Source organism: Hyphomicrobiales bacterium, assembly GCA_016710435.1.
Classification (GTDB): Bacteria; Pseudomonadota; Alphaproteobacteria; order Rhizobiales; family Aestuariivirgaceae; genus Aestuariivirga.
In genome coordinates, this window is sequence record JADJVV010000019.1 from 1 (window position 1) to 18,996 (window position 18,996).

An 18,996-nucleotide genomic window follows, 5' to 3' on the forward strand; every position below is an offset into this window, starting at 1 on the left:
GTGTCGTCCACGTGACTATCTGGCTGTACGGACTGTTGGCACCATACATGCCATCGATGGCGTTCACCTCGTGGAAGCCATTGCCGCTCGTGCCATAATCCAACACGAGCGCATCAACCGCTACCGTTGCCCCGGCACTCATAGCGCCTGCATTCGGCGCGGACGACCGGGTAAAGGTCCATGTCTGGGTGCCGTCAGACTGGTCTGCGTAGGCGGTGACCACGCCCCAACAGTTGGCAATCGTCAATGAACCGCCCGCCCGGCTGAATGAGCGCAGGCCCACGATGTCGCCCGACTGAAAGACGGACATGTCTGGCGCCGATGGAAGGTCACGCACGGTCAGCGTTGCCGTCGCCCCGGCCGCCGGCGCGGTGAACGTCGCCCCGAGCATGGCCACACTCTTGCTGATGATTTGCCCGCCTGCCAGCGCCTGTTCAAGATCGGCGATAAAGCTCTTGGCGTGCATCTCATCAACAAAGATGTACCGGAAATCGCCCTGCCCGTCGTTCGTGATGCGCATGCCGGTGATCTGCGATGCGTAGTTGTGGCTCTGGAAGTTTTTGCCGGCTGACAACTTGACCAAGTTTGACGCCGGCGACAGTAGGAGATCGTTCGCTGGCTGCAATGTCAGGTCACCCGATGCGGTGTCGATCGTGGGCGTGCGCAGCTTGGTCAAAGCGAGCATGCCGGCCGCATCGGTCTTGAGGATCGCTTCCGCCGCACCCGGATTTGCAGACGGTGTCAGCAGCCCCAGCGTGTTGTCAGCCGTCGCGCCAACCAATGCCCACTTTGAGCCGGTCAGCGTGTGATCTGAACCCGAGACAGAATGCACCTGGTTGTGGTGCTGGTTGGCCGTCACACTACCCAAGTCGCCATGCTGGAGTTGGGCAAAGGCGAACGTAGTCGCCCCTGATGCTCGCACCACGTAGCCCGCTGTCAACCCACTGGCTGTGTGGTTGGCGCTGATCAGGCCGTGGACTTGCGCGTGGTGGGCATCGACGTTGGCGGCGTGTGCGGCAAGCTCCGCCTTCGTGCCCGCCCACGTTGCCTGCGACTCTGCCAGTTGGCCGGTGTGGTAGATGCCGCTCAGCGCATGAGCCGACATCGCCCCGCCGCCTGGCCCAACCGGCGACGTTCCGCCTGCTATCTTGGCATCGATATCAGCAAGCCAGTATGGTCGGTATTTTTGCGCCTCCTGCGATATGGTTCGGCTCATCCTTGTTGGACCCCCATATCGTACGCGTCCGCCTGTCCCTCTGGTTCGAGCGACAGGCCGCCGTCGATACTGTACTCTGCCCGCTCTACGAAGACCGGCGACAGTGCCGACCACGGACCCAGGCTTTCCGCGTCACCGAGTCGCACCCACTCTCCAACTGGCAGATACCCCGGTTCGGCATCGGCCCCGTAGTTGTCTGTCAGTTTGCCGGCCCCGCGCCACAGCCAGCGCAGCGCAAAACTGATACTGTCTGGTTTGGCTGACACGACCACGGCCAGGTCGCGCGTCACCCGTGCCAGCATGCGTTTGGCCGCCGAGGTGCCCATGTCGAGTAGGCTATTTAGCTCATCCAAGCGGGTCAACTCGCCGTCCCTCCACTGTGGCGATACCACGCCCGATGCCGCCACGCTGATGGCCGTAGCCCATCCCGAGCCTTGCAGAATAGCAATCACCTGCGACCCAGTGTCCATAGCGCCAAGCACCCGGAACGCAAGGTCACTGTCCGGAGCCGGTGTTTGCCATGCGGCCCCGTCCCACAGTTTCACGGCGCCACGCGAATAGGACAGCGCCTCATCCATGTCCACCTCGTAATAGTCCGTCTCGCTGTTGGAGCTCGCCCGCGAAATCGTGATCCCGTAGACGGTTGCACTAGACAGGCTGGTTGTGTTGGCTAGGTCAAACGACACCCAACCCATCTCGGTCGGAATGTAAGCCGGCGCGAGGGTCACCGTCTCATGCACGGTGCCGGGCACGCCCGATGAATCTGTCACCAGCTGGACCGTTACATTATCGGTTGGGTTCCCAATCTTGCGCATGCGAATCTCAATATGCGCCGCCGTCCATGCTGTGGCGCTGGTGTGCTGGAATGACGTGTATACCTTCTTCCCCCACGCCGTCACCGTCACCGTGTAGCCAACCGCCTCGTCAGTCAGATTGCCGCCAACCTCGATCGAGTTGCCGCGCGCGATGGTGATGGATGGCCCGATCCCTTCGGAGACAATCAGTCCGCCGCCGAAAAACCGATTCGATATTTCGACATGGCCCGACCCCTCGGTCTTTAACTGGTGCGTGCCACTGTTGGCGGATGAGCCGGACAGGAGAAATGCGTCATCTCTCGCCAGGAATCCCAGCGCGTCACCCGCCGTATCGTCGATATCGTTAGCCGGATCAAACAGGATGGTTGACGACACGAGAGACACGGGGTCGCGGTCGTCGACGGACAGAATCTCAAATGACGCATTGTTGCCGGGGTTGTGGGCGCCCGTTATCGCCACGGTCGTGCCGGCGGTGAACGCCTTGAATTTGCCCGTCAAGTCATGCGCCTTATCGGTGTTGGCGGTGAACGCAACAAGAGCCGACGTAAAACCAAGCCCCATCGGGATCCTGTCCCGGCTGCGTCATTCTCTTCTATCCCTGCCGGCTGTGCGTAGTAGGTGCGACCGAGCCTCTGCCAGTATCCTGCGCAGCGCAAAACTGCCACCGGGTCGCCATCCTCCGGCATCAACGTGTAGTGTGGCACGGCGAGTGTGGCCAGCGCCGTGGCGCGAAAGTTCAACGCTTCCGCTTCGCTCATCTCTCGCCCGGGCGTGATGCGCTTTTCATACACCCCGTATTTCGCTTGACTCGTGGCGTCATCAGCCCAGTCCGTGTCGGCTGCCGTCGCCGTTCCGCCTGGCTGTATCTGCGAGTAGCGCACGCTGATTCGATTCGCCAACCGTTCCAGCGTAATGCCCCGCCGCAAACCAGACGCCACGATCTCTACCGCAACGATATCTCCCCACCAAACTGCGACCCCGTTGACGTTGACGATATCGAGCCGATAGCCAAGCCACGATGTCAATCCAGCCAGTTGCGAGATGTCACCGGAGATTTGCACCTCAGCATCCGCCATACCGCCGCGCGCGATGGCGGACCATGTAACCGGAGTGACAGTCAGACTGCCCGGTATCATGATGGCCCCGGTCGCATCGTAGACGGCGATGGAAAACATACACTAAATTTCTTAAATCAAACCGCGTCGAAAAACTCCCTCCAATTCTTCCAGATCCAACAGGCTTTCCTGTTGACATCTCAAATGGCGAAACGGAATCCCGCGCTTTCAGAATGACACTCGTCGCTCTCCGTGGTCGGTAGTACGCCCGCACGCTGAATGTGTTCGCTATCGGCGCATCGTCAACACTTGCCGCCGCCAACGAGTGCAAAATATGGATGCGCTGTAGTGTCCCCGGTTGCAGCATCAGCGATCCGCCGAAAGCCGCCGCCAGCGGGTACCAGACTGCACCGGAGATGATGTACGACAGTTCTTCGATCCCGTCATGGACGATGTACGCATTTGCCGCCACGGACGTAGGCGACAACTCAAGGTAGCGGTAGCTATCGAGCATGGTCAGTTGCAGTACATCCAGACTCGCCGTCACAGCGCCCCGGAACACGAGCGCCAACGTCAGCGCGCCCCACGATGCGCCATATCCCCCAGGCGGCAACGGCACAACCCCGCAATCCTGGTAGGAGATAGTCTGCCCGCCGGCTGGCCCGATATTCACTTCATCGCCCGACCACAGCACGGCGGACCCCGCTGCATCCCTGATTTGCGGCGTGACGTAGACCGGCCCTACCCCGTCAATACGGGCCAGGATGCGTCCGCGCCGGCCCTTCGTGCGCTGCATGTCGGCGGCGGGTAATGTCCAGATGCGTGTCAATCCGCTCACCGTCGAAATGTCAATCTCTTGTCCGCCGCTGCACGTTGCGCATGTAACCGGCGTTACACCGGTCGCCGTTTCTGCCTGTAAGTAATGCACCAAGTTCGCCGGGTCAGAGTAGGCATTGACCGACATAAAGAGACGGTAGTATATCTGTGCGGCCCCGGCCGTATTTTGCAACGTCAGTTTCACCGGAGCCGGCAGATTGCCGGTCACCTGTGCCGCCGCTATCTGCACCCAGTTGCCATTTGCCGGGTCATTGTAGATGGTGCGCCCGCCCGTTGCCGCCGCTTGGCCGTTGGCGGAAAGTTCGAGTTCTACTTCGGCTCCTTCGAACCAGGGAACCCGTTCCAGGTACAACGTTGCGCCCATCTTCGCTTGGCCGAAAACGCTGAGTGAGTCTTCTTTCAAATCGAGCCGTGCGTCAATAATGCGACTTCGCCACGCAGCCGTGTCGGATGTCAGTTGCACCGTGAGATACAGTTGTGGCCCGACTCCCGCCATCCTGCGCCGGCGCGCCGTGTTCAGAAGTTGCTGTAGCGTAGCGACCGCGGCTTGCAGCAGCGCCGCCGTGGTTGCATAGAGCAAAAGCGGAATCGTATCGGTTGTGCTGTCGGTCGCCCCGTCCCCCGTGGACGGCATGTAGCCAGGCGCAACGACAGCGCTGTTCGTAGATGTCAGCGTGAAGGTAGTCGTACCGTCGGTTACAGCGTAGGCGTGCCCGCTCATGAGAACCTCTGCAGTCTGCGCCGCACCTGGTCTGTCAGCATCTCCAAAGTAATCGGTGATTGCACCACGGCGTTAATGACGACTTGCCCGCCTCGCTCGTTCGTCGCACCAGACTCGGTAGCTGTGCGGATACCGGACCCTCTGGGTAGGATGATTGTCTCATCCTTGTGGACGCGCACCACGCCGCCCGGCCAGTAAGATGTACCAACCGCCCTCGCCGGCGGTGGGGTGGTCGCGTCCGCAGGTGCCCCGACCGATGCCGGAACGCCCCATGACAATCTCCCGGCGGCGTCGGCAAACCCGGCATTGATCGCCTGCGCTAGCGATTCGCCTGCCCCCCTTGCGGCAGCGTTCGCATCGCTCCCCGTGTCCCGGAATGCTCTGTCCAGTTTATCGCCAAACTTGGTAGCGGCGGGTGTCATGTCGGACGCGTCAAGGGATGCTTCCACCCCCGCCACGATGAGCGGACCCGTCCCCGTGGTGGCAGCCTCCCATGATTCCGGCGTGATTCCCTGCTTCATGGCTTCGGCAATCAGGTTTTGCGCACCAAGCGAAGCGTTCGCCTCCTGTTGCATCAAAACGCGGTACGCCTCCCAGTCTATCTTTAGCAGATTCGCCGGATCAACGAAGTATTCGCCAGACGCCCACTGTCGTTCCAGTTCAGCGACAATCAGTTCGGCGCCTACCGAGATGTCAAGCCCAAGCGACTTGGCGAGTTCGGCAGGGTCGATGTTGGCGTAATCTTTCCCGTTTATCAGTTCGTCTTTCGCCTCACGGACGTAGCTGTCCGGGTAGCGCACAGACATGCCCGCTGCTGCCTTTTTCATGTCAAGGTCAGTGACGGATGACGTACTGAGTAGCCCCGGTATCTTGCGAATTGCACCTTCCAGCGTACCCGACAAATCGCTCGCAGCTTCCGCAACGCCGCCCATGCCGCTGGCCGCATCTTTTGCCGATCTCGCTACCAGATTCAACGAGTATCTTGCGCCTTGGTCTGGTTCCGCCAACCCTATCTTCATGCTGTTGCTCAGGATTTCGCGTTGCTTTCCGCCGCCCACGACGGCATCAGCCTTTTCGCCGCGCCCCCTGGTATCTGGCCCCGGCCCGATGCCAGCGTAGGCGCGGGAGACGGCACCGGCAGCACCGGCAGTGGCGTACAGTCCCTCGGCGAGCGTGAACCAACTGCCAGCCGTGTATCCGGCAACTCCGCCCGCTACGATTGTGGCATTGGTGGCTCCGGTGATCGCCACAATCTCCGCCTGAAGCGCATCACGGTCGGCAATTGCTGCGGCCTGTGCGGCTCGCTTCGCTTCGGTTGACTTCCATGTGGCAATAGCCGCATTCTCGAAAGCTTCAGCCGATGCGCCCGCAACGGTCAGATACGCCATCGTAGCCTGCGCCGCTTCGCCCGCCGATTCTATTTCTTTCTGGCGCGCCGCTATATTTTCGTCGAATATCTCCAGAAGTGCCTGTTTGGATGCGAGTTCATCCGCTGCGATACGGTCACTGAATCCCCGCACAGCATCCGCAGCGCCATTCAACGCCCGGTTCGCAGCGTCGCCAACCGCTCCTTCCGATATCGAATTCACGAGATCCGCCCACGCCGATTGGAGTCTTTTCGTGCCGTCTATGGCGACATCGGCACCCTCCCCAATCCCCGCAAACGTCTCTTTCGACACGGCGATGGCGGCATTCAGGAACGCCTGTTCTTGCGTTAGCCCCGTCGTCGTCTCTAGGAGCTCCTTCATCTTATCTTTGGTTTTGCCCGCCGAGATACCCATCGTATCGAGCCGAACAAAGGACAGGTTGGCCGCCGCCGCCGACAAATTGTCGAGCACGTCACCCACGTCACCGCCCATCACCATCGATATCTTGGTTGCAGTCCCCACGACGTTTTCAAGTTCGCTTGCCGTCTTGGCCATACCGAGCGCAGCCGCTTTGTTGGCGAGTTGCATGGCGTCAAGCTCGGAGACGGTCCCCATACTGGCGCGTTTGACCGCTTCCAGCTTAGCCCGCGCCTGGTCCGCCCCGCCCGACAGGATGGTGAACGCCGCACGCGAGCGGGTTACTTGTACGTTCATCTGCGCGAGCGTAGCAGTCCCCGATGCAATCCCCTGCGCCAACTGAAAAGCGCCGGTCGCAGCAAAGCCGCCCAGCACGAATCCCATCGCCTTGCCGGACGCGGAAAGACCCGCCATCGCTCTAGATGATGTCGTTACCGCCTGATCAACTTTCCTGATGTTGGAGACGGCGGACGCAGTGCCCGCCGCAGTCTTGTCTCTCGCTACAATTCCGACTTCAATTTCATCGCTCATTTGCCGCTCCGCTGTTTTCGAATGTCGGAATCTAGCTCCCGCTTCGCATCTTGCCAGTGATACTCAGCCCGGAGACGAGCGCTCATTTCTTGGATGAGATCCGCCGGCGCTTGGAGGATGTCTTGCCATGACCAGTGGTACTCCCTCATGATTGCCAACAGTATCCCGTAGCGGGTCGGCGTGGCTTCGCTGACATCCTGCATGTAATTCAGTTCGTAGCCACGCCAGATGCGTTTCCCTCGTCTTCGCTCAGGTAGGTCAGCTTGTCAGCCGCCGCCGCAATCTTGCGCGCCAACGCAAACGGCAGCGCACGCAGATTGTCGGGAGTCGGCTCGCGTCCGTCGAATCCGGGACCGTCCCAACTAACGAGCGCTTTTTCAGTGGTGACAAGACCGGACTTCTTATCCCATCGCGGATCTTCCGACAGCGCCAACACCTCGCCATACGTCAACTTGCGCACGGTGACGGTGTTGCCGCCGCCCAGGTCAATCGTCTCTGTCTGTGTTGCGAAATATCCCATGTGGGTTGTAACCTCAGTTACGGCAACGTCGCTACGCCATTCGTGACGGCGATAGAGAAGAACAACGCATCGGCAGACGAATAGACCGCGTGCCCGTCCAGGCGCACCGTCGTGTTTCCGTTGCTATTTTCGTAGCCGCCAACCACGTCGTACTTGCCAGCCCACTTGATGACCATCGTTTTGGGTGACGTGCCCGGGCAGGTCAACTGAAACAGGCGCACGGTGCCCGCCTTGCTGATTGCCCGCTCAGCCTGCACGACCGATACCGTATCATCCTGCAATTCGACTGTGAGACTGAACGTAATCGCCGGTTTCGTCCACTTGTAGGTCGTGTGGTACAACTGCCCATCGCCAATCGGGACGGGTACTAGACCGGTCGTCACCTTGATCGATGCACCCATAAGCACGCCCAGGCGCTGCGTGGTACCCACCGTGCCGCCTGTCGCATCGATATACAGCAACGTCTTGGGCAGCTTCGCCTCTTCCACCGATACGATGGTTGACAGCGATGTTGGCGTGGTTGGCGACACCTGCCGGCCAAACCAGTTGGCTGACATTTTCCACGCCTGTCCCGCCTGCGCTTCAAGCGTGAACTCTTCCACGAGAGAACCTTCCATCTCCAACGAGTCATTGTCTGCCGCGTTGTTGAAGGTCTCGATCGTGTAGCTCTTTGGCGTCGGCACGGAGTTGTCAACCGGGTATGCGTAGGTGCGCAGGTACCCGGGCCCGGCTCCGGGCGTTGCTGTCAGAATGCCAGCTTCCAGGATGTGCGGCAACTGTTCGTAGGTCAACTCCGTAGCAGGCATGGCCAGCTTGCCCAGGTACGACGCATCGTAAGCCCGCTCCGCCTGCACAAGTAGCCCGATTTGCTCTTCAACAATGACCCGTTCCGATGCATCCTCCAGCATGGCAAAAACACCACGCCAGATGGTCGATGCCGCCACAGCCGTCCCAAACACGGTTTCGCGTCCGAGTTGGATCTTGTTCATGCTGAATGGACCGTAGACGTTAGCCATTCGCTACCTCCCCCTTCGGCGGCGCCTGGTAGAGCGTCACACCGCTAACTTTCCGCTGTTCGTCGATAAGTGCTTTGAACTGTTTCGCCTCTTCGGGCGATAGGTCACGCGCCGGCACGCCGTGAATGTACGTGCCATCTCCAACGTAAATGAGTGCTACAGGTTCACCTTGCATGGCACCTCGAATCTAACCGCATAATGCACGTCGTTGCCGTACTGGATACCGCCCGCCCGATAGGTGATTTGCCCGTTGATGTCAAGGTCGGTCGCCGCGGCTAGCTTGGTGTACATCCTGTCCGGCCATACCTTCGCTTCATCGACCGCTTGCGGCAACACCTGCCGAGCGCTATGAATTTCCACGACGATAACGTGGAACGCCCGCCCGCCCGCCGCGCTCAGTTCGTACGCGCCCCTGTTGGCGATGACGATTGCACACGGGAATTCTTGCATCGAATCGGGCGGGTCGGAGTAGACTCTCGCCAACCCGGTCAACCCAGCGACGTGCACGCGAATCTTATCTATCGTCGCATCGAGGCTCATATCACCGTCCAGCGGAATCCTTGTAGCAGGAATTGCACCTGCTTCGGAATCCCCTCAGAGTAGACGAGTTGACCGAGGTCGACATTCGCCGTTGCGTCCGCCAAGCCCGCTTGGTAGCGCTTGAATGTCCATGCCGACAGCATGACGCACGCCTCCTTGATGGTTGGCGGCACGGCGGTCGCCATTCCCCACCTGCCGGCGACCGCTATTTCGCCGTCGATGGCGAATGACCATACAGCGCCCGACAGCAGATGGATCTGGTTTGCATATTCTGCGTTGCGCGGCCAAAGTCGGTACTGCGCTGCCGTCAGCGCAACGCCAAGCCCGTTGGATACGCTCGTCAAGCTGGCCAGTGGCGCATCGAGGCGCAACACGCTACTACGTACATCGTCGTCACCGTAGTAGCGTGTTGCGTCTGCCGCCGGCGCAAAACCATTCTCCGGCAACTTGCAGAAGCGGTCGATCCACCTGGACATGGCCGTAATAATCGACGCCAAGGCGGTGTCATATTCGGTGCCAGCAATGTCGAGCCGGCCGGCAAGTTTCAGATCGGCCGTCGTGCAGTAATCGGTCACTTATCCGCCTCTGGGGTGCGAACCATCTTGTCCCTGGCCGGAGCGGTGATTGCCTTGACAACCTCGAAGCATTCGGGCGCATCGACCAAAAGATAGGCCGCCTGCGCATCGTCTGCGTCGAAGACGGTCCCGGCGTCGTAGGCCAGATTCAACGGCCCGTTGGCATACCTCAGCAAGCAGCGCAGCTTGATCACTTGACGACTCCTATCGCCGTGACCGTGACCGGATTCGTAACCGACACGTCAGCATACAGGCACGTCCATCGACCGAACAGTAAGAACTGATTTAGCGCCGTGGCGTCTGCGACGTTGGCCGAAACTGCCGCTACACCGTCCGCGAAGTTCAGGTTGTTATTGCTGAAATTAAGCGTAAGCGTGACCGTATTGACATCGGTCTGGTCAATGACCGTCATCAGGTCGATAGCGGAATAGTCTGGCACCTCGAAGCAACTGGAACGAGTATCAGCCGTCAATACCTTTGCGTCGAAAAAAACCGGGAATTCAGGCGCTGGATTCTTGACCGTGACGGCCACCGGCGTCGGCGCTGCCAACGGAGCGGCTTGACTCGCCGGCGTCCCAAACGAAAACAGGAGCAACGCCAGCAGCGTCACCCCCACGATTACCGCCCATGCGATTTGCCGTCTCATTTATCCTCCTGGATTGCTACCTTGTCCCACTTGCGGCGAAGGCAAAAGTCATCAGTCTTCAGCAGTTTTGCTACTTGGCGAACACCTTCAAGGCTGAATATTTTCAGGCGCCCCCACACCTTGCCTTGCTCCTGCTTCACAAGGATGTTTCCGTCAAATCCTATGCGCTTTAGGGCATCCCGATACCAAAGCAAACCGTGGTAATTGCCAGTAACTCCGAAACTCCAAAGGCCCCGTCCGCTTCTCATCACGTGCCCGTCGCCATCCGCCCATCCACGCAGAAAAGCAGGTAGCAGTGTTGGTTCTACCTCTGGTGCTACGTAGTCATAGGTCTTGTTGAGCGTTATCCCCCACGGCCCAAGTGATTCCAGAAGCGTTTGATGGTAAACGGTGACGCGATACATCGTATAAGTTTTGTCCTTATACTTGGTTGGTTGCGGCTTGATAAACTCACGATCTAGACCTATCGCATCACAAAACGCCCGCAGATGATCTATGTCTTTCTCGCCAAGCGTCAAAGCCAAAACCCGCGAATTTCCGCCGTCATCCATCACGCTTCCATCCGCCATCAAGAAACCAGCCCAGTAAGCAACGCCATCGGTGCGACCATTGAAGTAGTCGGCGTTCCACGGCTTTAAGCTCAAAGGCTTTGGCCCCCCCACTCTGGTAGATTTTATACCGGCGCTTCTGAGCATCGGAGCAATAGACTGGCGATACGGAATGTTGTACTTCTGTTGCAACTCTTCATACGACATACCGGCAACGAAATCGGCAACGATGGCGGCGCGATCATACTTCAACTCAGACGGGAAACCGCGCAACTCTACGCCTCTCGACTTCAGGACATCGAATAAGGCTCGGTTCGATATCTTGAATTCATCGTATATTCGTCTGGTTCGCCATCCATCTAGGTATGCTTGCACAATTTCATCTTCCCTGCCACGCCACGGTCTGTTCCATCTTGGCATACTGGTATAATCTCCTTGCGTTAATTATACCAGTATATTGCCTACTCCGCAACTAACCTATAAGGATGTTCCTTACGCCAGCCGTATGGGAATTGGTGCTGCGTCCCGTGCGCTGCGACGGCCATACGCAGAGAGGTCACCATGATGTACTGGCGCTTCTGAATCAGCTTGTCAACCTCGATGATGAGTTGCCGACGGAAACCGGCATACCAGAGGTTGCGATTGACAATGCTGATTTGACCCAGCGTGTTGTTCCCCGCCGTGGTCGAAACCTTACCGTCCGCCTCGGTCTTAGATGCCGACGCACTGACGATAATCGGGATACCCCGATAGGCCGCCAACTGCCCGGTCAGGATCACGGCGCCCGGCCCGAACTTGTCAACCGTCATGACGTTTGTCAATCCAAGCAAGCCACTCAGGTACGTGCCTGCTCCGACAATCATCGCCGTCTGGTTCGGATCGATGGCGTATTTGCCCATCAGGTTCAGCGCGGCCGAAATGTCAGCGTCCGCTAGTGCATCACCGCCGGCGTCCTTGCCCATCGCCGTGTTGTCAACAAGCCACTGATGACGAATGCCATCCTGGCCGGCGCTTAGGTAGTACATGTCCGCATCCGGGTCAGCATCGTCTAGGTTGATGTTGCCGGTCCCGGCGTCAGTCGCATCGGCATTCAGCGCAAAGGCATCGATAGCCTCAGCGCCGCTCTGGGCCAGGCGTGCCCGCACCGTGGGCGCCATCGCAACGGCGCTATCTTCATCCAGCGTGTAGCTCCAGTTCTGTTCCGTCACCAGTTCGGTGGCCGTCAAAACCGATTTCGCCGTGGTCAGGTCGCTCGCCGTGGTTGCCGTATTCTCCGTCCCCTTGCGCCAGGTCGGTTGACCCAACCCGAGCGGCACGTCGAACGGATTCGTCGGCATGTCGATGCGGGTCAGGTTGGCGGCGACGCGAGACGCCAAAAAGATATCATCCCAAAGCTGATTCGCCATGCCGGTCGGTACCAGCTCATCGCCCGTGCCCGCCCCGGTCGATGTCATCGCCTTGACAGCGTTCACCAGGTCGTTGGATGGTTCCACGGCACCGGACCCGCCCATCTGCGGTGACCAGTTGCGAATCTGCCCCTCCATGATCGCTTTCGCAATGAGCAGGTCGACCGGTCGGTAGACAAGCCCGCCGTCACGGTGCGTTCCGCCAGACTCGAACGACTTGATAAAGCGCGAGTAGCGGTTGCCCACCACTTGCCCCGATGCCCCGATGGCGGCGCCAGGTTGCCGATAGACCGGCTGCGATTCCATCGCCTTCTGAACCTGCGCAGCGGCGAGCGCTTCAATCTGCGCACCGAACGCCTTTTCCACATCCGCCCACTGTAGGTCGGATTTCGACCCCGCCGATTTGACTGCGTTCGTCAGTTCGGCCATCTGCTGCAAAACAGAATCGAGATTGTTCATGCGTTGATCGCCTCCAGTGACGACCGGATAGAGTTCAGAAAATCAGATAGGATTGCAGTAAGTCTCAGTTCAAGCATAGCGAGCGCATCCTCTTCGGTCGGCTCGCCATCGGTTGGTTCATCTTCCGGCTCTGGTTCAGGAGTATCGGCAGGCGCATCCTCATCGGGCGGTTCGGTCTCATCAACAGGCGGCATGTCGTCTTCGGGCATGTCGTCTTCAAGAGGCAACGCTTTAACGGCCAGCCTCAGCGCATCCTGATTTGCCGGGATCGGGACGATTGAAACTTCCAGCAGTTCACTGGTCAGAATGTCGTTTCCCCCGAAAGCGTTTTTCTGCATCGTGACGGGTCGAAACCCGATGGACGCAGCGCGCAAAAGCCCCTGCTCCCACAGCGCCTTGACGATGTGCATCGGGTCATTCTGAGAAGCAGGCTCGCGCAGTTCCGGCAGAATGCGCAAACCTCCCTCATCCGCCGTGATATCGCCCGCCTTGCCGATAATGCACCACGGCTCGCTGTAGTTGTGCCCGAAGATCAGCACCGGATTCTTGCGGTAGTTCGTGCAATCGATACCGAGCGGCATAACCCGGTCGGCATCGCGGTCGACGGCAGGCGTAGACGCCATGATCCATCCATCGGCCATCGGTGCCAGGTCAAACGCCTTGTGATTTATCGGCATGCTATTCACTCTCCATCCATCCCCGCAAGCCACATATGCACGTGGTAGCGGATGCCTCTGCGATGACGGACATCTTCAGGTCAACATGCTCAGAGAAGCGAAGCGGCATGTCGAACGTGCGCTCAAACGCGCCGTTGCGCAGCGCTATTTCAAAGTGCGGTATGAAAAATCCACCCGTAGCGATACCGTCCGCATCGCTTGTAGAGCGCAGGGTGAATCTGACTCCCTTATCGGCGCCCGCATTCAACCCAGACACCGCAACGCTTGTGATGTACACGACCTTGCCGGTTGGCACTGTCCAGATTGCGTCACGGTCCTTTGTGTATCCGGGCGCGATTGACGCGTAGACGGGCGTATCGCTCAGGTGCCGCAGGCTGATTGTCCCTACCGCTTTACCGCCGATTCCAGCCGACCCCAGCCTGAACGACTGCACGCGGAAGATGTCAGTCCCTACGGTTGGCACAACGGTCGTGCCATTTAGGGCGATCGTTTCGGACATCTGTTCGTGGATATGGTTCAGGTAGTCGATAACGACAGTCAGCGCACCGGAGCCGGCCGACTTGTCCTGCGTATTGTCAGTAGACACAACCTCCATCCCCATGCCAGCGGTAGGGAATACGTATGGCCCGCCGACAGTCCACACGTCCGATTCGGCTGTAGTGCCAGCGGCGGTGAACCCGTTCAGCGACCACGCCTTGTGCCCTACGATGTTGCCCTCCGCTATCGAGTGCAGGTACGGAGTAGCCAACACTCTCGGGTGACTGTGGACGGACCCGCCGGCCAGGTATGATTTCTGAAGGTCTTCTAGCGTGTAGCTCATGCCACTCTCCTGCCGCCAACAAAAAAAAGACGCCGTTACTGCCCGGATGGACAGTTTCGGCGTCAAGCGCTCTGGGTATTTGGTTGGTTTTAGTCTAGCACATGTGCGCTACGAATTCAAGAGGCAACGCTTATCTTGGCGACGTAGGCCGTCACATCCCGCCTGAACCTGGCAATGATATCGCTGCGCAGCGCCTGAATGGCGTCCATGTCTGTCCGCCAGTTGCCGCGATGGATAAGCGCCTGGTGCGCCGATGATTGCACGTACCTGGCATATGGCGTGTTCGTCCCCGCCTTGCCATGCAACCCGTTTCCCAGGCTGCTGATGCGCCATGTCCACGATTGACCTAGTTTTCCGCGGCGCGTGTAGGGCACCTTGATAATCCCCTGCTTCAATGCCCAAAAGAAGTAGCGGCGCTGCTTCGCCGTGCGCAGCATGTTCGGGTACGGTCGCTGTGGCGGACCGGGGTACTCTTCCATGTAATCGACGATAGACATCAGGCTATGCTCCATCGGCAAGCGCATAGCCTTCTCCGCCCAGTTCGACCCGAGTCGCTTGACCACATCATCTATGCCGGTGATCGTGATGGATATCTCTGGCATTACTGGACTCTCGCAATCGCGGGACGTAGACGGCACCTGCAGCGAACGTGCGCCGGTGGGATGGCGAATTCCCTTCCCGCCTTGCGCTGTAACTCCGGTGACAGTTGATCGTAGAATCGCTCGTCGGTCGATATGATGAGCTTGTCCAACTGGTTGCAAATAGGACATACCTTACTGTCCGTTACTGTCGCCCACGCCATCTCGGTCAAGCCTGCCCCGCGGTACCCTTCCAGACTCCCATTAGCCGCCGCCGATGTCGTCTCGGTTTCGGCGATTACTTGCGCCCGATTGCGGTCAAACATGCGCTCCAAGTCCCTGGTCAGCGCCGATAACGGCTCGCCGTTTTCGTACCAGCGCGCAACGTTCTGCTGTACGAAAGATGCGGTCGATTTGTTCACTTCCATGAATAAATCGGTCGTGTGCCGCGCCGCCCACTCCCTGGCCCGCACGTTGACAAGGCCCCAATCGAACCCGATCCCCGCATTGCCCAACTGGTCAAAGGCGATGTTGACCCCGATATCCACCGCTTCCATAACGGCCCGCGACAACGCATCGTTCACGGCCGGACTGATGAGACGCCGATTGATGTACGCCTGCAACTCGTACAGTTCCATGTCCTCTGCGTTGTCCGGCAGAATGTTACGCCACTGCTCGCGAAAAGCCCGGGTAATAGCGGCGGTAGAGCGCTCTTCGAGGATGCGGTATATCTCCTCTTCCGCATCGTCATCGCCGGGTATCATGCGCAGCGTCAACGCCTTGATTGTCACCCACGCGTCACGGGTAACTTCCCCATCCAGCGCCGATATCGCCTTGCGCACTAGCGAAAAATCGCGCACGGTCAGACGGCGCTGCGTAAAAAAACCCTTGTCCGCGCTACCCCCATCGGGCAACGCCGGCTGCGCTGGGGCGTCCACCTGTATGGCGAGCGGGTCGAATGCCGCCCGGCCAAACGGCAACTCGCCGCCAGGGACCGGCCCGATGCCAAGACCTAACTGCTCATCGAGTTGGTTGAACGGTGCGCCCATCGCCCACAGGCTTTGCGCCATTGTGACCGCTCCAGACTTGTCATCTTGCAAAGCGCCGATGCCGGTCAAGTCGGTTTCGATGCGCTGGCCAGGCTTGAGCATCGGTCTGCGCACGGTGAAGAAGTGCGTCAAAACCATGTCACGATGGGTAATGAGCGGGCGCAACGTCAACTTCCAAAACACCTTCTCCGCTTGCCCGAAGTTCTCGTAGGTGTCGCGCCCATACCCCATGATCTCGTCGGGCACACCAAACACCGCCGCTACCTCATCGCGCGACATCTCACGCTGTTGAATCCATTCGATGTCCTTGGGCGCCCACGAGAATGTCTTGATATCGGTCGTGCCCGACTCCAACACGATCGGCTTGCCGGCGTTGCCGCTTCCGCCGAACTTGTACATCATCTCCGCCTGAATGGCGTCGCGTTCCGTCTTGGTAAGTCCCTGCTGAGCAATAACAGCATAATCTGGGCGCGCCCCGTTGCGCAGGAACGCTTTTGACCATGACTGAGCGAACATGTCAATGATGATTGAATTGCGCACGGCCGAGATGGGCGCAAGTCCCCGCCACGGATTGAGAGGATTGTAGAACTTGTCGTGAATCATGCCGATTGGATCCGGGTACATCGTCTCGGTCTGCACCCCGTCCGGTATGACGACGTAGCCGGCCACGGCTGGAAAGTTGCGCCGCTCTATCGATACGTCCGGTTGGACCAACACGAGGTCGGCGCGGCGCGGCCATAGTTCCACCGGTCGCCCGCGTGAATCGTCCACGATCTGAAGGAACGCTTCGCCCGACAGCATCATGGACGATACGTAATTTTCCCACAGCGCGGCGGCGGGCATTGCATCGTTGCCGGATGAAAGGAGCGTTGTCAATTCGTGACCGGGTACCGCTACCCCATCGGCGTCAACCACCTCGATGCGGACAGATGACACATTATCTGCGATCTTGGACACGGCTTTGCGCACCCACGAATACACCTCGTAGACTTTTGCATAGTCAGCGAAGTTGTCTTGCACCGGCTCCGCCCAGGTTCCGCCCGAAGACGACATGACGTGCGTCCGGTCGCGCAGGTCTGGTCTATGGTCGGTAATCGCTTTCACCTTCGGCGATGTCATGGCCCGGTGCTGTGTGCGTACTGCGTCAAGTAGTCCCATCATCGCCTCGCCCCGCCTTGAATCCAGCCACAAACGCTGCTGCTACCCAGAGTATCGCCCGCCAGATTGCGCCCAAAATCCACCCCGCTACGAAAAACGGAAGTGACAGTAGCCACAGGATCACGGTCCCGATGACCGAGCCGAGTCGCATCCCCTGTCTCTCTGCCTTGATACTGTCAAGCAATTTCGACTCCTAAAAACAAAATGACGCCGATGCACCAAGTCAATGGCGTATGGCGTCAAGCGCTCTCCGGTATGCGGTTGGATCCCGCCCGCGCACGTTGCATCGATTCGCCGTCGGCGAGCCCATGGTTGGGGCGGGGCGGTTTTTCATGTCCCCATCTTACCACAATCTACCCATGTTTGTTGCGGTCAATTTTGCGGTCCGTGATGCGCTGCCCTGTGCGCAGGTCGTACGGTCAAGCGCCCGTGCTTCAATACCTCAAGGCGACCGGACGCGACGAATAGCCTCCCCTGCAATTCGCCTGCCCCGTTGCGCAGCTCGACCGGCGCCGCAATCTCTGGAGTATCGTTTGTGTCCGTCATGGTGTGCGAACCCGCATGAAAACATACGACTCTAGCGCGTTGCACGAATGGTCATTGCCATCTGCTGGGAAGTCATCTACGGTGTGTTTGCCCTCTGGATACTTGTACCCCGACGTGATCTCATCCAGCAGGGCGCGACATCGGCGGTGAATGCGAATCGTCCGGTATCCCTGCCCGTCGCACAGAAGCGACCGGGTATGCTTGATCGCCGCCACACGCTTGGACCGCTCGCCTTGCACCATGTTCTTGGCCGCCAACCAGTTGCGCGCGGGGATGTCGGCGCGGCGCAACCGCTCACGCAGGGCCGGCGCTTCGTGGCTGACAACTGCCAGTTCCGGTACCGGCCATCCGTTGGCATCGCAGCGTTCTTTGATGTCGATCACCGTGCGCTCTTCCATGACCTTGTACTGATACAGTTCGTCGAACACAAGGATGTGATCCGGGTAGCGCTGGATAAAAAGCGTAGCGCGCGGGTCAGGCGAATACCCATCGTCGATTGCCAGTTCAATCGGAATCTCTGGGTTCGGCTCCTCATCGGTGATATTGTCGGCAGAGAAGGTTTCATAAACGAGACCCTCTACCGCTGCGAACCAGTTGCCAAGTTTCCACGCCTCACGCAATGCTGTCGGCAACGTATCGAGCATGGCCCAGTACGATTTGTCCAAATGCGGGTTGTCATCTGGCAGCGCCGGCACAAAGGCGAATTGCCCTTTCGCTGATTCCAACTCGGGCGGTAACTGGCGGCTAATCCAGTAGTCCCTTACCCAGTTTGCGGCCGGGTTTGACGCACCGACAAAGAAGACGTCTTCAATCCCTGGCCAGCGCAGCGACCCGCGCAGGAGGTCGAATGTCCGTTGACTGTTCTTCGCCAATTCGTCGATACACATCCCGGCAAACTCAGATGACATGTACTTGCTTGCATCGTCCAGATTGCGGAAGGCGATTACGCCCCCTCCCCATTTCTGGTCAAGCCTGAACTCGTTGCGACTCACATGGTACGCGCCTAGCCATGCCGGATATTCCGTCTGCGCCTTACTGATGTGGCGTTCCCACAGCGCCGGGTAATCCTCAGAACCGATCATGACCCTTACCCCGCTGTGCCCTTGCGCTGCCCACATGAGCAGGCGGCGAACGGCGTACCAACGCAGGAAGTAAGACTTGCCCGGCCCGCGTGACCCGCCAAACAGGGTGTAGCGATGCGTATCTGCCGCCTCGGTCGCCTGCCATTGTTTCGGCTCGAAGTGGCACAGATCGGAGAAGCGGATATCGGTCATTTGTCGATAACGACACGAGCGATGATGTCAATCGCTTCGCCGTCTTTGCCGGTAACCTCAGTTACGGTTGGTACTTTGCCGTAGACGTATTCCACGAACAGTTGCTGCTTGCGAGGGTCACTCGACCCTGCCCAGGAGCGCATAATCAACTCGATGCGCGTCACCTTGCGCCCTTCAATGATGACCGGCTTGCCGTCTTTGTCGGTCACAACCTCGGCGGCGATT

Annotated in this window: 19 protein-coding genes; all 19 read right to left on the reverse strand. The window is 59.1% G+C overall.

The annotated features are described in order from the left end of the window. Positions 1-1,216: hypothetical protein (locus IPM06_19480; GenBank protein ID MBK8772587.1), on the reverse strand; the 1,216-nt coding region annotated here is incomplete at its 3' end. Then, the gene (locus IPM06_19485) at positions 1,213-2,592 is read right to left on the reverse strand and encodes a hypothetical protein (GenBank protein ID MBK8772588.1); all 1,380 of its coding nucleotides are present in this window, start codon (positions 2,590-2,592) and stop codon (positions 1,213-1,215) included. The genes IPM06_19480 and IPM06_19485, both read right to left, overlap by 4 nt. Continuing rightward, positions 2,526-3,107, reverse strand: coding sequence for a hypothetical protein (locus tag IPM06_19490; GenBank protein ID MBK8772589.1), 582 nt, complete (start codon positions 3,105-3,107; stop codon positions 2,526-2,528). The genes IPM06_19485 and IPM06_19490 overlap by 67 nt, the downstream gene beginning before the upstream one ends. Beyond that, positions 3,094-4,644 (reverse strand): hypothetical protein, encoded by a 1,551-nt coding sequence (locus IPM06_19495; GenBank protein MBK8772590.1) that lies wholly within the window; start codon positions 4,642-4,644, stop codon positions 3,094-3,096. Before IPM06_19495 ends, IPM06_19490 begins: the two co-directional genes overlap by 14 nt. Beyond that, entirely contained in the window at positions 4,641-6,959 is a 2,319-nt protein-coding gene (locus tag IPM06_19500) for a hypothetical protein (GenBank protein MBK8772591.1), read from the reverse strand. Before IPM06_19500 ends, IPM06_19495 begins: the two co-directional genes overlap by 4 nt. A 208-nt stretch (positions 6,960-7,167) precedes the next feature. Further along, the gene (locus tag IPM06_19505; GenBank protein ID MBK8772592.1) at positions 7,168-7,479 is read right to left on the reverse strand and encodes a hypothetical protein; all 312 of its coding nucleotides are present in this window, start codon (positions 7,477-7,479) and stop codon (positions 7,168-7,170) included. A 17-nt stretch (positions 7,480-7,496) separates the two neighbouring features. Then, positions 7,497-8,495, reverse strand: a complete 999-nt coding sequence (locus IPM06_19510) for a hypothetical protein (GenBank protein MBK8772593.1) — start codon at positions 8,493-8,495, stop codon at positions 7,497-7,499. 156 nt (positions 8,496-8,651) lie between these two features. Further along, positions 8,652-9,035, reverse strand: coding sequence for a hypothetical protein (locus IPM06_19515; GenBank protein ID MBK8772594.1), 384 nt, complete (start codon positions 9,033-9,035; stop codon positions 8,652-8,654). Further along, positions 9,032-9,610 carry a hypothetical protein gene (locus IPM06_19520; protein ID MBK8772595.1) on the reverse strand — a complete coding sequence of 193 codons (579 nt, stop codon included), beginning with the start codon at positions 9,608-9,610 and terminating at the stop codon, positions 9,032-9,034. Before IPM06_19520 ends, IPM06_19515 begins: the two co-directional genes overlap by 4 nt. Next, positions 9,607-9,804, reverse strand: coding sequence for a hypothetical protein (locus tag IPM06_19525; GenBank protein ID MBK8772596.1), 198 nt, complete (start codon positions 9,802-9,804; stop codon positions 9,607-9,609). The genes IPM06_19520 and IPM06_19525 overlap by 4 nt, the downstream gene beginning before the upstream one ends. Then, positions 9,801-10,256, reverse strand: a complete 456-nt coding sequence (locus IPM06_19530) for a hypothetical protein (GenBank protein ID MBK8772597.1) — start codon at positions 10,254-10,256, stop codon at positions 9,801-9,803. Before IPM06_19530 ends, IPM06_19525 begins: the two co-directional genes overlap by 4 nt. After that, complete coding sequence (locus IPM06_19535; protein ID MBK8772598.1) at positions 10,253-11,056, reverse strand: LAGLIDADG family homing endonuclease; 804 nt, start codon at positions 11,054-11,056, stop codon at positions 10,253-10,255. The genes IPM06_19530 and IPM06_19535 overlap by 4 nt, the downstream gene beginning before the upstream one ends. 209 nt (positions 11,057-11,265) lie before the next feature. Next, positions 11,266-12,669, reverse strand: coding sequence for a phage major capsid protein (locus IPM06_19540; protein ID MBK8772599.1), 1,404 nt, complete (start codon positions 12,667-12,669; stop codon positions 11,266-11,268). After that, positions 12,666-13,346 (reverse strand): HK97 family phage prohead protease, encoded by a 681-nt coding sequence (locus tag IPM06_19545; protein ID MBK8772600.1) that lies wholly within the window; start codon positions 13,344-13,346, stop codon positions 12,666-12,668. The genes IPM06_19540 and IPM06_19545 overlap by 4 nt, the downstream gene beginning before the upstream one ends. A gap of 1 nt (position 13,347) precedes the next feature. After that, the gene (locus IPM06_19550; GenBank protein MBK8772601.1) at positions 13,348-14,166 is read right to left on the reverse strand and encodes a hypothetical protein; all 819 of its coding nucleotides are present in this window, start codon (positions 14,164-14,166) and stop codon (positions 13,348-13,350) included. Between the two features lie 116 nt (positions 14,167-14,282). Then, complete coding sequence (locus IPM06_19555; GenBank protein ID MBK8772602.1) at positions 14,283-14,768, reverse strand: hypothetical protein; 486 nt, start codon at positions 14,766-14,768, stop codon at positions 14,283-14,285. After that, positions 14,768-16,912, reverse strand: coding sequence for a phage portal protein (locus IPM06_19560; protein ID MBK8772603.1), 2,145 nt, complete (start codon positions 16,910-16,912; stop codon positions 14,768-14,770). The genes IPM06_19555 and IPM06_19560 overlap by 1 nt, the downstream gene beginning before the upstream one ends. A 581-nt stretch (positions 16,913-17,493) precedes the next feature. Then, positions 17,494-18,771, reverse strand: coding sequence for a hypothetical protein (locus IPM06_19565; protein MBK8772604.1), 1,278 nt, complete (start codon positions 18,769-18,771; stop codon positions 17,494-17,496). After that, a partial coding sequence (locus IPM06_19570) for a hypothetical protein (GenBank protein ID MBK8772605.1) occupies positions 18,768-18,996 on the reverse strand: 229 nt, incomplete at its 5' end. The genes IPM06_19570 and IPM06_19565, both read right to left, overlap by 4 nt.